Source organism: Actinocorallia longicatena (assembly GCF_039534125.1).
GTDB classification, from domain to species: domain Bacteria; phylum Actinomycetota; class Actinomycetes; order Streptosporangiales; family Streptosporangiaceae; genus Actinocorallia; species Actinocorallia longicatena.
Window position 1 is genome coordinate 204,023 of record NZ_BAAAUV010000005.1, and the last position, 14,655, is coordinate 218,677.

Below are 14,655 nucleotides of genomic sequence, written 5' to 3' on the forward strand. Positions count from 1 at the left end.
CTGTGTTTCATCACGACGGACCCATGAGAGCACACGGGGCTGAGGCCCGCAAGCCCCTGCCGCACCTGCCCCGATCGCCCCTCGGGCTTGCGGGCGGCTCGGGCGTTGTGGGAACGTCGCCGGGCCGGAGGGAAGATCCAATTCGGCCGTCCGTGGTGTGGGCGTGAGGCGAGGAGCCGGCATGAAGGTGCTGATCACCGGTGGTACGGGGTTCGTCGGATCCCATGTGACGCGGGAGCTTCTGGGGGAGGGGCACGAGGTGCGGCTCCTCGTGCGGGATCCGGCCAAGGCCGGCCGGGTGCTGGGCGGGCTGGAGGGCCCGGCGGCGGAGATCGTGGTCGGCGACATGACCGACCCCGCCGCCGTGGCGCGGGCGCTGGAGGGATGCTCGGCCGTGGTGCACTGCGCCGCCGAGATCGGGGTCGCTGGGGGAGGGACGCCGCGCGGCACCGCGAACGTCGACGGTGCGCGGACCGTTCTCGGGCAGGCCGCGGAGCTGGGGCTCGATCCGATCGTGTACACATCCAGCATCGCGGTGCACCTGCCGACGCCCGACCCGGTGCTGACCGTCGGCTCCGCGCTCGCCGAGCCCCTGTCGGAGTACGGCGCGCAGAAGCGCGACGTCGAGCTGCTGGCCGCCGACCTGCAGAAGCGGGGCGCCGCGCTCACGGTCCTGGTCGTCGGCGGCGTCTACGGCCCCGAGAGCCCGCATCTGAACGACAGCCACATCGCCCTGCTCGCGGCCCTGGAGACGGGGATGGTCGCCCCCGAGAGCGGGCTGGGCGTCCTGGACGTCCGCGACCTGGCCACCGTCATCGCGGGCTCGCTGCGTCCCGGCCTCGGCCCGCGCCGCTTCCTGGTCAGCGGCCGCTACGTCACCTGGAAGGAGTGGGCGGAGCACCTGTCCGAGGCGTCCGGCCGCGACGTCCCCTACACGCCCGTCACCGCCGAGGAGATGATCGAACTGGGCCGCCAGTTCGACCACCTCCGCGCCTCCGGCGAAGACGTCCCGCCCCTCTCCGAGGAGGCCGCCGTCATCATGTCCGAGGGCCGCCCCGCCGACGACACCGCCACCCTCCGCACCTTCTCCCTCACCTACCGCCCCACCACCGACACCTTCCGCGACACCCTCACCTGGCTGACCAGAGAGGGCCACCTGGCCTAGGGTGTGCGGTCCTCCAGGGGCGGGCGGAGAGGGCGGCCGACGAGGGCCTGGAGATGGGTGACATAGGTGTCGAAGGCGTCGCGGCCTTCTTCGGTGAGGGAGAACCAGGTGCGGGAGCGGCCGGCGAGGGTGCGTTTGCGGATCTCGAGGTAGCCGGCGGACTCGAGGGCGGCGGCCTGCTTGGACAGGACCGAGTCGCTGACGTTGATGTGGTCGCGCAGGAAGGCGAACTCGGCCTCGGTCAGCGGATACAGCAGCGACATCAGCTGGAGGCGGTTGGGGGCGTGGATGACGGGATCGAGGGTCATGCCGGTGTCTTGGCCCTGGTCCTCAGCCTGTTCTCCAGGCGGCCCAGCGGAGAGGCGATGACCATGACGAGTGCCGTGGTCACCAGGTAGGTGAGGACGGCGGGGAGCGGTGCCCGAAGGGCCGAGAAGGCCCCGGGCAGCGCCTGGACGCAGAACAGGGCGACGAAGATCCAGGCCATGCCGGCGAGGCGCGCGGTCAGCGGCATCCCGGGCAGCGGACGCCGGATCTGCGGGGTCCGCCGGACGGCGAGCACGAGGACGAGGGCGAACAGCGGGATCAGCAGGGCCCCGTAGGCGAGCGCGGGCAGCAGGTCGTCCTGGCCGACCGCGGTCTCGACGAGCATCAGGGCCAGGATCGTCAGCGGCCAGCTCCACAGCGGGATCCCGAGGGGCCGCAGGGAGATATCGCGGGTGCGCTCGATCTCGGCCAGGGCGTCGGCGGGCGACAGCTCGTTCAGTGACGCCCCCTCGAGGCGGACGTCCGGCCGGGGTCCGGCCCGGGGAGCGGGCACGGGCCGGGCGCCGAGCCTGGCCTTGAGCCGGTCGAACGGCCCCGTCGCCGCGGCAGCCGACCCGATCAGCACCAGCCCCGCGAGCACCGCGGGCACCGGCAGCCCCAGCGCGTCGAAGCCCCGGGTCAGCCCGACGACCGAGCCCACCAGGACGCCGATCCAGACGGCGAAGGCCAGCAGCAGCCCGGCCCGCGGCATTCGCGGCTGCGGATCACGCCTGGACAGCCGCGCGAGCGGCCCGACCACCAGGCCCGCCAGCAGCAGTTGCGCGAGCGGCATCAGCACCAGCCAGCCCGTGTCCTCCCGCTCGAGCGCCACCTCGTGCATCACCACGGCCACCACGAGCAGCGCCCAGCTCCACACCCGTGTCCGTCCGGTACCGAGCTCTTCCACGAGACCTCCCCATCATGACTTTCCCTCATGGAAAGTGAAGCCCATGACTTTCCATGATGTCAAGTCAGCACCGCAGGGAACCGTCCCGGGGTCCGGCCCGGTGACAGGGAGAACCCGCGGGCCCCGTGATGGGGAGGCCCGCGGGTCGTGGAGTGCTACAGGTCGATGGTCCAGGTGTTGAGCCTGCCGGTGTCGATGCTGGCGTTGTCCCTCACGCGGAGGGTCCAGGTGCCGTTGGCGGTCTCGGAGGAGAGGTTGACGGTGAAGGTCTGCTTGACGTTGTCGGTGCTGCCGCCGCTGCCGTTGGCCTTCAGGTTGTAGGAGGTGCCGTCAGGGGCGATGAGGTCGATCGAGAGGTCGCCCTTGTAGGTGTGGTCGATGTCGACCGCGACGGTGGAGGTCGCCGAGGCGTTGCCGGAGCATCCGGTGACGGCGATCGTGCTGTTGATCGTCGTCAGGTCGGGGATGTTCTGCGCGGTCGCGTTGGTGAACGGCGGGCAGCCCGGGGGCGCGGTGCCCACGGTGAGGGTGTAGGTGGCGGTCCGGTCGACGGTCGCGCCGTCGGCGGTGACCGTCAGCGTGTAGGTCCCGCTCGCGGTGCCCGCGGGAACGTTGACCGTCATGGCCGAGGTCTGACCCGAGGTGATCGAGGCGGGGGAGAACGAGGCGGTCGGGCCCGCCGGTGAGCTGGTCGCGGACAGGGCCACCGACTGCGCGCTGCCGCCGGTGACCTGGGTGGTGACCGTGGCCGTCGCCGAGCCTCCCGCCTGGGCGCTCCCCGAGGCGGGGGAGAGCGTCAGGGAGAAGTCGTTCTGCTGGGAACCGCCGCAGGCGGCCTCGCCGGACTGCGCGGGCACGCTGACCGCGGCCCAGGCCGCCTTGACCGCGTTGCACTCGGTCGCCGAGCCCGGGTAGAGCGCGTTGGCCGCGTTGACGGTCTCGATGCGGGCCCTCGCGTGGCTCCACGCCGTCACCTTGCGGTTCAGGCCGCCCTGGAAGATCGCACCGGCCTTCTGGATGCCGATGCCGGTCACGGTCGTGCCGTTGCAGGTCGGGCTGGACGGCTTGCCTCCTCCGGGGTTCGAGCCCTCGGCCAGCAGGTAGAACCAGTGGTTCTGCGGTCCGGCCGCCGCGTGCACCTCGGTGCTGGGGATCGAGGAGGTGTAGCAGTTCGGGTCGCCCACGGCCGACGGGTTGTACATGTTGCGGATCGGGCCGCCGCCGACGAGGTCGACCTCCTCACCGACCAGGTAGTCCGGCGGGTCGAGCGCGGCCGGTTCGTTGGCGTAGTGCTCGGTCAGCGCGCCGAAGATGTCGCCGGCCGACTCGTTCATGCCGCCCTTCTCGTTGCCGCTGCCGCCGCTGGAGCCGCCGGGAGTGGTCTGGAAGATCGCATGGCCGAACTCGTGCGCCACGACGTCCACCGAGGTGGCCTGACGGGTGTTGGCCTGGTTGTGGCCGAAGTTGGTGTAGCTGCCGTTCCAGTAGGCGTTGACGTCGGCGAGGCCGACCCGGGCGGGGAAGCCGCTGCCGCTGCCGTTGATGCCGCTGCGGCCGAGCCACGCGCCGAGCATGTTCCACTCGGTCTGGACGGCGTACAGCACGTCGACGCAGGCGGTCTCCAGGTTGGTGCCGCTCCCGTTGCCCCAGGCGCTGTCGGTGCCGGTGTAGGTGCTGCCGTTCTGGCCGCCGCACCGGATGCCGGATCTGGCCGGGTCGGCCATCGAGGTCGCCTGGGTGCTGAGGTCGACGGTGCCGTGGTAGTAGCTCACGTCGTCGGCGGCGTCCTGCACCTCGTCCCACGTGCCGGCGACCTGGCCGCCGGCCGCGTCGACGAAGACGTGCAGCTTGCTGGGCCGGGTGCCCTTCGCACCCGAGACCACGGTCTCGTACACCAGGCGTCCGGTGCCCTCGGCGAGCACCGTCAGCCGGGCCTCGGACGCCTCGTCGACCCGGGTGAGCTGGTCGCGGGAGGTCTGGACGGCGGCGGACGCCTGCACCTTCGGCGTCGTGGCGACCGACAGGGGAGCGGCCTGGGAGACCGAGGTCCCCAGCACACCGCCGGTCGCGTTGGTCGTCACGACGAAGTCGCCGCCGTACACGGGCAGGCCCGCGTAGGTGCGCTCGTACGAGACGTACTGCAGCCCGCCGGCTCCGGACACGACGTCCTTGCGGGCGATCCTGTCCTTGCCGGACACGCGCAGCCGGGCGGGCTTGGTCGAGACCAGGCGGTCGGCCGCGGCGGCGGCCTGCGCTCTGGGCTCAGGGGGGGTGGGTGCGGAGGGGGCGCTCGCGCCGAGGGCGGGGGTAGTGATCGCGACGATCAGGCCGGCGGCGATCGCCAGGGCCCCTGTCACGGTCGGGTGTTTCACTACGGCACTCCTTTGCACAGGCGGGTCTTGCAACGGAGTTGATCCCGTGCGAAAAATGATGTCAATGCCGCAGTTGATACTGAATTTTCAGGAACGTTCCCTCAACTACTGAAAGGTTTTCGACGAGGGCGGCAGCGGAGATCTACGGCTTCCTGGAGTGACGGTGCATCAGATCCACGGGCCGGGGGCGACGCTCGACGACGTGCTGCGCACGGGCCCCTTCCACCGCGCGCTCCACCTGGCGATCCAGGCGCGCGGACTCACCCTTGAACGTCTTCACGCCCGGCTGCGCGGCCAGGGTCTCCAGGTGAGCGTGTCCAGCCTGAGCTACTGGCAGCGCGGCCGGTGCCGACCGGAACGCGCCACCTCGCTGCGCGCCGTACGGGCGCTGGAGGACATTCTCGAATTGCCTTCCGGATCACTCATCGCCCTGCTCGGTGCCGGCGCCGACCGCATTCCCGGCTCGCTTTCCTACAGCGACGTCTGCCCCGTCCACGCCGAGCTGGACGATCTGCTGAACGAGATCCAGAATCCGGTCGACGGCCGGCTCGAGACCCTGTGCCACCACGAGTCGGTGACCATCGGTGCCGACCGGGGCGAGCGGTCGGCCCACTCCCGGGTCGTCTTCAGGGCCCGGGCCGACCACGTCGACCGGTACGTGGCCGTGCACCACTGCGAGGACGGCCCGGCCTTCGAGGGGTTCGAAGGGCGCCTGTGCCGGCAGGGCCGGGTCCGGTCCCTGCCGGCCGAGGGCCTGACGGTCGTGGAGCTCGTCTTCGACCATCCGCTGGCCAAGGGGGAGACCTACGTCCTCGAATACGAGTTCTTCCACACCGCGGACCTCCCCGAGTCGACCCGTTACGTCCGGGGCTTCCGGTTCCCGGCCCGCGAATACCTCCTGCACATAGCCTTCGACACCGCCGCGGAGCCCAAACGCTGCTACCAGACCCACCAGGCGACCCTCCGGTCGCCGTCCACCGACCTCCGGTCCCTGCGGCTCGACAACTGGAACACCGTCCACCAGCTCTCCCAGGACCTGACGCCCGGCATCCACGGAATCCGCTGGGAGTGGGACTGATCCAAGGGGACTGATCCAAGGGGACTGATGCAGTGGGTCTGATGCGGCGGGTCGGATTCAGCGGGTCTTCGCCATCTCGTCCGGTTCCTCGGAGGGGGCCGGGCGGAGCAGGCTCAGGACCACCGAGCCCGCCAGGACCACGACGATCACGGCCAGGCTGACCAGCGACGGGATCTCGGGGATGGACGCGCTGATGGTCTTGTGCGAGGCGAGGAGGACCAGCTTGACGCCGATGAAGGCGAGAATGATCGCCAGGCCCTTGCTGAGGTAGTGGAAGCGGTCCAGCATGCCCGCGAGCAGGAAGTACAGCGCCCGCAGGCCCAGGATGGCGAAGGCGTTGCTGGTGTAGACGATGAAGGCGTCGTCGCTGACGGCCAGGACGGCGGGCACGCTGTCGACGGCGAAGACCAGGTCGGCGGCCTCGATCGCCACGACGACGGCCAGCAGCGGGGTGGCCACGCGCCGCCCGGCCTCCATGACGAAGAACCTCGTCCCGGCGTACTCCTCCCGGACGGGAACGAACTTCCGGAGCATCCGGACGGCCAGGCTCCGGCCCGGATCGAAGCTCTCGTCCTCCTCCTTGAGCAGCTTGTAGGTGCTCCAGAACAGGATCGCGGCGAACACGAAGAGGATCGCGGTGAACTTGCTGACGACGGCCACGCCCAGCGCGAGGAAGATCCCGCGGAACAGCAGCGCGCCGATGATCCCGAAGAACAGGACCCGGTGCTGGTAGGCGCTGGGGACCTGGAAGTACCCGAAGATCAGCGCGAAGACGAACAGGTTGTCGACCGACAGGCTCTTCTCCAGCAGCCACGCGGTCGTGTACTCGGTCGCCGGATCCGCCCCCAGGACGATCCAGACGACCACGCCGAAGGCCAGCGCCAGCCCGACCCAGAGCCCGCTCCATGCGGCGGCCTCCCGGAATCCGATGACATGGGCGTCTCGGTGGGCGAGCAGGTCCACGGCGAGGGCGATGACCACGGTCGCGGCGAACACTCCCCACAACCACAACGGGACGTCGATCATTGGTCTCCTCCAGTAGTCGCGATAGGTCTCGACCCAACGAACGAGTCCTCTGATTCGAGCCCCATCGACCGGAAATGTTCCGAAGGGTCAGTAGCCGAGGCTGCGGCAGGCCAGGTGAGTGAGGTGCCCGGCGGCGGCCCGGGGGTCGGGGGAGGGCTGGAGCAGGTGGCTGACGGCCAGGCGGATCAGGGAGTCGAGGGTCGCCCGGACGGCGCCGGGGTCCAGTTCGGGGGCCAGGCGGAGGATCTGCTCGGCGATGGTGGCGGAGGTGGCCGAGATCAGCGGGGCGGCGTGCAGCGTGATCAGGGACAGGAGGCTGTCGCCGTGCCGCGAGGTGCGCGGGATGGTGGTCAGCAGCGGGTGGCCGGGCACGACGGTCAGGGCGAACTCCACCAGGGTGGCGATGAAGGAGGGCACGTCCGGGCAGCGGTCGGTGATCGCTCGCAGGTCGGTGGACATCCGGTCGGCCTCGCGGAGCAGGAGGGCCTCGCCGACCTGGAGGCGGGTGCCGAACTCCTTGTAGATCGTCTGCCTGCTGATGCCGACCTCCTGGGCCAGCGAGGTGTTGGTGACCGCGGCCCAGCCCCGCTCGCAGGTGATCCGGTGGGCGGCGTCGAGGATCTCCTCGCGCAGCCGCCGCCGGAACCGTCCGTGGAATCCCTGGCTGGTGTCCATGCCGGGACACTAGGGCCGTATCTGTCGCGACGCTGACATATATGGGCTATTTGACCGCCTCTGGACGGGTTCCGTCCTTCTGGCGCGGGCGGCCGGGTGCGACCGTGGCCTCATCCGCACGACGCTCCTCAAGACGCTCCTCGGAGGGACGCCCATGGCACCGATCGCCGCGACCGAGACCGCCCGGACCGATCCCGAAGCCGAACTGCTCTTCTACGCCGCGCTCGGCGACCCGACCGCCGAGAACCTCCGCCCCGCCTACCACGCCCTGCGCGACCGCGCCCCCGCACTGCTCCTCGAGGACGGCACGCTGGTGCTCAGCGGGCACGCCGGCTGCGACGCCGCGCTGCGCCACCGCGCCCTGGGCAAGGGCTCGGACATGCTCGGCTTCCAGTTCACCGGCCTGCCGCCCGAGCGCCTCGAGGAGCTCATGAGCAACGTCGCCGACAGCATGATCTTCGCCAATCCGCCCGACCACACCCGGCTGCGCCGCCTGGTCAGCTCGGCCTTCACCGGACGTCACGTCCAGGAGCTGCGCGGGGCGGTGCGGGAGCGCACGGCAGCCCTGCTCGACAGGCTCGCCGACGGCCCCGGCACCGACTTCATGACGACCGTGGCGCTGCCCCTGCCGCTGAACGTGATCGGCGACCTGCTGGGCATTCCCGACTCCGACCGCGCCGTGGTCCTGCCGCTGGCCGGCAGCATCGGCGCCGTGGTCAGCCCCGACTCCACCCCCGAGGCCCTCGCCGATGCCGTCGAGGCGACCCGCGCGATCACGGACTACATCACGGACCTTCTGGCCCACAAGCGCCTGCACCCGGGCGACGACCTGCTGTCCCGCCTGGCCCGGTCGGCCGAAGAGGACGCCCTCCGCCCCGAGGAGGTGGTGTCCACCGCGATCCTGCTGTTCGGCGCCGGCTTCGAGACCACGACCAACCTGCTGGGCAACGGCCTGCACGCCCTCCTGGACAACCCCGCGGAACTGGCGGCGCTCCGCGCCGACCGATCCCTCATGCCCACCGCGATCGAGGAACTGCTGCGCTACGACGGCACCGTCCAGATCGACGCCCGCACCGTCCTGGAACCCGCCGTCCTCCAGGGCGTGAACCTGGAACCCGGCACCATGGTCATCACCCTCCTGGGCGCCGCCAACCACGACCCCGCCCGCTTCACCGACCCCGACCGCCTCGACCTCTCCCGCACCGACAACCCCCACCTCTCCTTCGCCATAGGCATCCACTTCTGCCTCGGCGCCCACCTCGCCCGCCTCGAAGCCGACATCGTCTTCACCCAGCTCCTCGACCGCTTCCCCCACCTGGAACGCACCACCCCGCCCACCCGCCGCTCCGGCCTCGCCCTCCGCGGCTTCACCCACTACCCCCTCACCACGGCCCCCGCCTGACCCCGGCTCGTCCCCGGCCCGCCGGATCAGCGGGTGGTCAGGGTCCGGGACAGGAGGCGGGCCTGGGCCAGGAGACGGGAGGGGGGATGGGCGGCGGGGGCGGTGAGGCGGAGGCGGACCAGTTCGTCGGCGACGGCGTGGAGGATGCGGATGCTGAGCTCGGGGTCGGTGTGGTGGCCGGTGATGCGGGAGAGATGGGAGCGGGTGACGGCGCGGGCCCGGGCGAGGCGCTGGTGGAGTTCGGGAGGGCCGCCCTCGGCGGGAAGCATGAAGAGACGCCAGGTGGTGGGGGCGGCGTCGACGGCGTCGAGGACTCCGGCGACGGCGTGGGTGAACGGGTCCTCGCCGGGAGGGAGGGGACGGGCGACGGCCTCGCGGAAGCCGGCGAAGGCGTGCTCGATCTCGCGGTCGATCATGGCGACGAGGAGGCCGGAGAGGCTCTCGAACTGCTGGTAGATGACGGTCCTGGTGACCCCGCACGCGGCGGCCACGCGGTCGTAGGTCACCGCGTGGTAGCCCTCCTCGACCACGATCAGCCGGGTGGCGTCCAGGATCTGGGCGCGCCGCTCGGGGCCGCTCAGCCGGCGGCGGGTCGTCATCTCCGGGTCGCTCCTCGGCTCTTGCCCTCATAACTTGCACTATGTAAGTTATCGCTCGTCCGAGCAGGAGTCCACCCTGGAGGAGCGATGGGCACCACCTACCGAATGGTCATCTGGGGTCCGGGAGAGGTCGGGGGAGCGGTCGCCCGGGCCGCCCATCACAGCCCTGACGTCGAGCTCGTCGGCGCGAAGGTCTTCAGCGGGCGCAAGCACGGGGCCGATCTCGGCGACCTGGTCGGGATGGGGCCGATCGGCGTCACCGCGACCACGTCCGCCGAGGAGATCCTCGCGCTCGACGCCGACTGCGTCGTGGTCACGCCGCGGGCGGACGTGCTCGGCGAGAGCCTCGACCGGGACGTGATCGCGCTGCTCGAGTCGGGCAAGAACGTCATCTCGACCGCCTCGTACCACAACGCGGCGATGCCGAACTGGCTGTCGGCGACCCGGCCGCCGCCGTCCCGGCTGCTGGAGGCCTGCCGCACCGGGAACGCGACCCTGCACGGCACCGGAGTGCACCCGACGTTCATGGTCGAGCGGGTCGCGATGACCATGGCCCGCGCCCTGACCGACGTCACGCACGTCCGGTGCGTGGAGGCCGTCGACTTCGGCGCGGCCAGGGGCGACATGTGGGGCGGCCTGCGGCGCATCGGGTTCGGCTCCGACCCCGCGGACCTGACGGCCGGAAAGCCGCTCGCGCTGTTCGGCGACCTGTACTACGGCGACCTGACCGGCAACGTCGCCCACCATCTGTTCGGCGCGCGCATGGACGAGGTCAGGGTCGTGCACGACCTGCGGGGCATCCCGGCGAAGGAGGTGTTCACGGCGGCCTCCGGGTTCGTGGTCGAGCCGGGACGGACCGCGGCGATCCACCTCACCCACCGCGGCTACCTGGGCGACCACCACTTCTTCACCAACGAGGAGTGCTGGTACCTCGGCGCCGCCAACGCCTACCGGGGCGACGACCTGCCCTACCCCGACCGCGACGGCCCCAGCCCCATCGACTACACCCTCGAGATCACCGGCGATCCGTCGGTGCTGCGGACCCGCCTGACCTTCGACCCCAACCCGGCCGCCGTCAACGCCGCCCGCACCAACCCCGTCACCGGCGGCTCGGTGCGCGCCATCCTCGACGCCCTCCCGGCCGTGTGCGCGGCCGGGCCCGGAATCCTCATCGACGATCCCCGACCCCACTACGTCCACGACGAACGCGTCCTCAGCGGCGGGAAGGCATGACGCCGGAGGGACAGGCCTGGGCCGGGCTGGTGGAGGCGCTGGGGGCCGCCGGGCGGAGGCTCGAGGAGGAGACCGCGGAGCTGGGCGCCGACGAGCGGGCCGACGGGTACCGGGCCCTGCTGCGGGGGCTGCACAACCAGCTCGGACGGTTCGAGGTCGATCGCGACCGGCCCGAGCTGGTGCCCTTCAACGGGTGGCGGCAGAAGTTCTTCATGGACAATCCCGACACCCGCTACTGGGTCGCGGACGTCCGCGGCGACCGGCGGTACCGGATCACCGGGCATCCCGGTGACGCCGTCTACCTCTCGGTCACCGCCTACTCGGGCGGCGGAGGGAACGTCGCGGCCGCGTCCCGGATCGACCTCGACGACCTCGTCCTGGACGGTTCCGGCGGCTACACGCTGGCCGTCGGCGGCCCGGAGCCCGAGCGAGGGCCGTGGCTGCCGCTGCCCGAAGGCAACGGGCAGCTCTGGGTCCGGCACTTCCACGACGACATCGCCTCCGGCGACCCGGGCCGGTGCGCGATCGAGCCCGTCACGGCACCGCCGCCGCCCCCGCCGATCGAGGCGGCCCGGTTCGGCCACCAGCTGGGGCGCCTCGCCAAGAGCGTCGAGATGATGCCGGTCGTGTTCTCGGCCGTCCAGGGCCGGGTCGAGCCGAACTCCGTGCACCACTGGGCGGAGATGGCCGGCGGCGCCGCCTACACCGAACCCGGCATCCACTACCTGCGCGGCGCCTGGCGGCTCGGACCCGGCGAGGCGCTGGTCGTCGAGGGGGAGACCGTGCCCTGCCGGCACTGGAACGCCCTGCTCTACAGCCGGTACCTCAACTCCCTCGACTACCGGCACAGGACCGTGTCGCGCACCGGGGCCACCGCCGGTGTCCGCGACGGCCGCTACCGGCTCGTCCTGGCCGCCGAGGATCCCGGCGAACCCGGCTGGCTCGACACCGAGGGGCGCCGGGACGGCTCCTTCGTCCTGCGCTGGCTGCACGCCGCGGAGGAACCGCCGCTGCCCTCGGTCAGGGTCGTCCCCCTCGCGGAAGTGAGGCCGTCATGACGGCCTGGAGCCCGCCGCGGCGCACCGGGCCGGCACTGGAGGTCCACGCGGCGGCCGAGGCCGACCGCGCCGCCCGCCCCCACGCCTACGCCCTCGACCCGGACGCGGTCATCGCCCGGGCCGTCCGCGACGCCGATCCCGCCGGCCTCGGCGACCCCGCGCTCTGGCGCGAGGGACTGGACCGCTACCTGGAGTCGGCGGACACCGACGGGCACCTCAACGCCGTCGGAGCACGCATGATCCGCGGCTCCGCCGTCGCCGCGCTCCGCGCCCGTCTCGCCATGTCCCGCCTGACGGGCCGGGACCGGGCTCCGGAGAGCCCGCCGATCATCATCACCGGGGGATGGCGCACCGGGACCACGTTCCTGTTCCGGCTGCTCGCCGCCGACCCGCGGCTCCGCGCGCCGGTCTCCGCGGAGCTCGCGCTGCCCTGGAAGTTCGCCGGGGCCACCGCCGCCCGCCGCGAGGAACTGATCGACGCGAGCGCGGGTGCCCAGGACCTGCTGCACCTGCTGAACCCCGGCCTCGCCGCGGTCCACGACTTCGGCCCGCGCCTGCCCGAGGAGTGCGTCGTGGCGATGGCCCCGACCTTCCGCAACTGGGGTTTCAGCGCCACGGTCCGGCTGGACGGCTACAGCCGCTGGCTCGCCGGCCAGGACCTGACCGGCACCTACCGGCACCACCGGCGGGTCCTGTCCGCCCTCGACGCCGCGGACGGGCGCCGCTGGCTGCTCAAGGCCCCCGCCCACACCGCCGAGCTGCCGGCCCTCGCCGCGGCCTTCCCCGGCGCCTGCGTGATCTTCCTGCACCGGGACCCGGTCGAGACCGTCGCCTCGGGCAGCAGCCTGTTCTGCACCTTCCGCTCCACCTACAGCGACCGGGTGGACCCGGCCGATGTGGGCCGCTTCCAGTCCGCCCAGACCGAACTCTGGCTCCGCCGCGCCCACGCCTTCCGCCACGGCCCGTCCGCGGGCGACGTCACCCTCGTCGACCTCGCCTACGACGACCTCGTCGCCGACACCGCGGGAGTGCTGCACCGCGTCTACGCGGCCGCGGGCCTGCCACCGGGAGACCCTCCGGCCCTGGTCGGACGGTACAACGCCGCCCACCCCCGCCCCGCCGCGAGCGCCCACCGGTACACCCCCGCCGACTTCGCCCTCGACGAGGCCGACCTCCGCGACCGCCTGACCCCCTACGTCCCGGCCTGATCGCCGGGCCGCGTTTCGGGAGCCGCGGCGCTCGGGGCGGAGAGAGGGAGGCGGAGGACGAAGCGGGCGCCGGCGGGGCTGTCGGCGAGGGAGAGGGTGCCGTGGTGGGCGCGGGCGATCTCGAGGGCGATCGGCAGGCCGAGGCCGGTTCCGCCGGAGTCCAGGCGGCGGCCCTCGGGGAGGCGGGCGAAGCGTTCGAAGACGCGCTCGCGGTCGGCGGGCGCGATGCCGGAGCCGTCATCGGTGATCTCGATGACGGCCTGGCCCGCCCCGGGATCGGTGGTGAGGAGGACGCCGACGCGGGTGGCGGCGTGCCGGTCGGCGTTGGCCAGGAGGTTGTTCAGCACGCGCGCCAGCCGGACGGGGCTGCCGGTGACCATGACGCCCTCCTCGAGGACCGGCTCGACCGCCACCCGCCAGTCACGGCGGCCGAGTTCGGCGGTCACGAGGTCGTGCAGGTCGATCGGGCGGGTGGGCTGGACGGAACCGGCATCCAGGCGGGCGAGTTCGAGGAGGTCGTCGACGATCGCGTGGAGATGCTCCGCGCCGTGCAGAGCCGCCCGGGCCTGGTCGCGCCAGTCGGTGCCGTCCGGTTCCCCGACGAGGACCTCCAGGCGGGTCATCAGCCCGGCGATGGGGTTGCGGAGGTCGTGGGAGGCGTCGGAGACGAAGCGCCGCTCGCGTTCGGTGGCGTTCTCCAGCCGGTGCAGCGTGTCGTTGACGGTCTCGGCCAGGCGCTGGATCTCCCCGCCGGTGGGCGGGACGGGCACCCGCCGGGCGAGGTCGACGGTGGTCGTGATGTCGGCCATGCGCTCGCGGATCTCCTCGACCGGGCGCAGGGTGAGCCCGATCGTGGCCCAGGTCCGGTTCGCGACGATCAGCAGGGTCAGCAGGAACTGGGCCAGCAGGAGCACCGCGAGAGAGGGCCCGTAGGCCAGCATGGGCAGTGGCGCGGCCGCGTACACCATGACGGGCTTCCCGTAGGCCGAGTGGCGCACCTGGTAGCCGATGAGCTGACGGCACTCCCCGGTGTCCGCCGGGCAGACGGTCGAGGCCACCCGGATCTCCGGCGACACCGGGCGCTCCCCCGACAGGGGCGGTTCGCCCTGCAGCCGCGCGGTGGCGTTCAGCACGGTCCCGTCACCGTCGACGATCTGGACCAGGTCGCTCTCACCGGGCCGTACCGCGATCGGCCGGCCCGGAACCTCCTCGCGGACCAGGACCGCCACCCGCTGGGCGGTGGCATCGGCCTGGCCGGTGGCCTCATCTCGCAGCTGGGACGTCACCAGCAACCACGCCAGCACCGCGCACGCCCCCGCGACCACGGCGGTGAGCGTCACCGCCACGACGGTGGCCCGCCCCCGCACCGAATCGAACATCCGGGCCCGTGCTCGCCCCCACCGCCCGCTCCCCGCCACCATCATCTCCGTGTCATCACCCGGGCATCCGACGCCGAGTCATCACAGCAGGTCAGGGCACCGTCCGGCGGCGATGACAGGCAAAGCCGCCCCCCGCTCTTCCCCGGGGGCCGGGGCGCACGATGCCGGCCCGGGGTTCGCGGGACGCGTCGAAGGTCCCCTCGCCGACGGGGGAGCGGTCGACGGGCGCGTCGCCGGGCGGCACCGT

13 protein-coding genes are annotated in these 14,655 nt (G+C 72.2%); 6 read left to right on the forward strand and 7 right to left on the reverse strand.

The window, feature by feature from the left end; translation table 11 throughout:
- Positions 1-181 precede the first annotated feature (181 nt).
- On the forward strand, positions 182-1,165 hold the full coding sequence (locus tag ABD785_RS11740; RefSeq protein WP_344826099.1) for an NAD-dependent epimerase/dehydratase family protein: 984 nt from the start codon (positions 182-184) through the stop codon (positions 1,163-1,165).
- On the opposite strand, the gene ABD785_RS11745 is transcribed toward ABD785_RS11740, so the two are convergent.
- From ABD785_RS11745 to ABD785_RS11755, 3 genes are all read right to left on the reverse strand, one after another.
- Positions 1,162-1,473: a winged helix-turn-helix domain-containing protein gene (locus ABD785_RS11745; RefSeq protein WP_344826102.1), complete on the reverse strand. Its 312-nt coding sequence runs from the start codon at positions 1,471-1,473 to the stop codon at positions 1,162-1,164. The genes ABD785_RS11740 and ABD785_RS11745 overlap by 4 nt on opposite strands.
- Positions 1,470-2,378, reverse strand: a complete 909-nt coding sequence (locus tag ABD785_RS11750) for a hypothetical protein (protein WP_344826105.1) — start codon at positions 2,376-2,378, stop codon at positions 1,470-1,472. The genes ABD785_RS11745 and ABD785_RS11750 overlap by 4 nt, the downstream gene beginning before the upstream one ends.
- A gap of 155 nt (positions 2,379-2,533) precedes the next feature.
- The gene (locus ABD785_RS11755; protein ID WP_344826108.1) at positions 2,534-4,750 is read right to left on the reverse strand and encodes a M4 family metallopeptidase; all 2,217 of its coding nucleotides are present in this window, start codon (positions 4,748-4,750) and stop codon (positions 2,534-2,536) included.
- A gap of 163 nt (positions 4,751-4,913) precedes the next feature.
- Here ABD785_RS11755 and ABD785_RS11760 point away from each other — a divergent pair, with 163 nt between their 5' ends.
- Positions 4,914-5,828, forward strand: a complete 915-nt coding sequence (locus tag ABD785_RS11760; RefSeq protein ID WP_344826111.1) for a helix-turn-helix domain-containing protein — start codon at positions 4,914-4,916, stop codon at positions 5,826-5,828.
- A 57-nt stretch (positions 5,829-5,885) separates the two neighbouring features.
- Here the strand turns inward: ABD785_RS11760 and ABD785_RS11765 are convergent, their stop codons facing one another.
- Together ABD785_RS11765 and ABD785_RS11770 are read right to left on the reverse strand one after the other, a co-directional pair.
- The gene (locus ABD785_RS11765) at positions 5,886-6,854 is read right to left on the reverse strand and encodes a TerC family protein (protein ID WP_344826113.1); all 969 of its coding nucleotides are present in this window, start codon (positions 6,852-6,854) and stop codon (positions 5,886-5,888) included.
- Between the two features lie 87 nt (positions 6,855-6,941).
- Positions 6,942-7,529 carry a TetR/AcrR family transcriptional regulator gene (locus tag ABD785_RS11770; protein WP_344826116.1) on the reverse strand — a complete coding sequence of 196 codons (588 nt, stop codon included), beginning with the start codon at positions 7,527-7,529 and terminating at the stop codon, positions 6,942-6,944.
- Positions 7,530-7,683: 154 nt separating this feature from the next.
- Here ABD785_RS11770 and ABD785_RS11775 point away from each other — a divergent pair, with 154 nt between their 5' ends.
- Positions 7,684-8,931, forward strand: a complete 1,248-nt coding sequence (locus ABD785_RS11775; RefSeq protein ID WP_344826119.1) for a cytochrome P450 — start codon at positions 7,684-7,686, stop codon at positions 8,929-8,931.
- Between the two features lie 26 nt (positions 8,932-8,957).
- Here ABD785_RS11775 and ABD785_RS11780 read toward each other — a convergent pair whose 3' ends face one another.
- The gene (locus tag ABD785_RS11780) at positions 8,958-9,530 is read right to left on the reverse strand and encodes a TetR/AcrR family transcriptional regulator (RefSeq protein ID WP_344826122.1); all 573 of its coding nucleotides are present in this window, start codon (positions 9,528-9,530) and stop codon (positions 8,958-8,960) included.
- Between the two features lie 87 nt (positions 9,531-9,617).
- Here ABD785_RS11780 and ABD785_RS11785 point away from each other — a divergent pair, with 87 nt between their 5' ends.
- From ABD785_RS11785 to ABD785_RS11795, 3 genes are read left to right on the forward strand one after another with little or no spacing between them, the layout of a single operon-like run.
- Positions 9,618-10,763 carry a hypothetical protein gene (locus ABD785_RS11785; RefSeq protein WP_344826125.1) on the forward strand — a complete coding sequence of 382 codons (1,146 nt, stop codon included), beginning with the start codon at positions 9,618-9,620 and terminating at the stop codon, positions 10,761-10,763.
- The gene (locus ABD785_RS11790) at positions 10,760-11,821 is read left to right on the forward strand and encodes a hypothetical protein (protein ID WP_344826128.1); all 1,062 of its coding nucleotides are present in this window, start codon (positions 10,760-10,762) and stop codon (positions 11,819-11,821) included. The genes ABD785_RS11785 and ABD785_RS11790 overlap by 4 nt, the downstream gene beginning before the upstream one ends.
- Positions 11,818-13,029 carry a sulfotransferase family protein gene (locus ABD785_RS11795; protein ID WP_344826131.1) on the forward strand — a complete coding sequence of 404 codons (1,212 nt, stop codon included), beginning with the start codon at positions 11,818-11,820 and terminating at the stop codon, positions 13,027-13,029. The genes ABD785_RS11790 and ABD785_RS11795 overlap by 4 nt, the downstream gene beginning before the upstream one ends.
- On the opposite strand, the gene ABD785_RS11800 is transcribed toward ABD785_RS11795, so the two are convergent.
- Positions 13,014-14,408, reverse strand: coding sequence for a sensor histidine kinase (locus tag ABD785_RS11800; protein ID WP_344826134.1), 1,395 nt, complete (start codon positions 14,406-14,408; stop codon positions 13,014-13,016). The genes ABD785_RS11795 and ABD785_RS11800 overlap by 16 nt on opposite strands.
- Positions 14,409-14,655 lie beyond the last annotated feature (247 nt).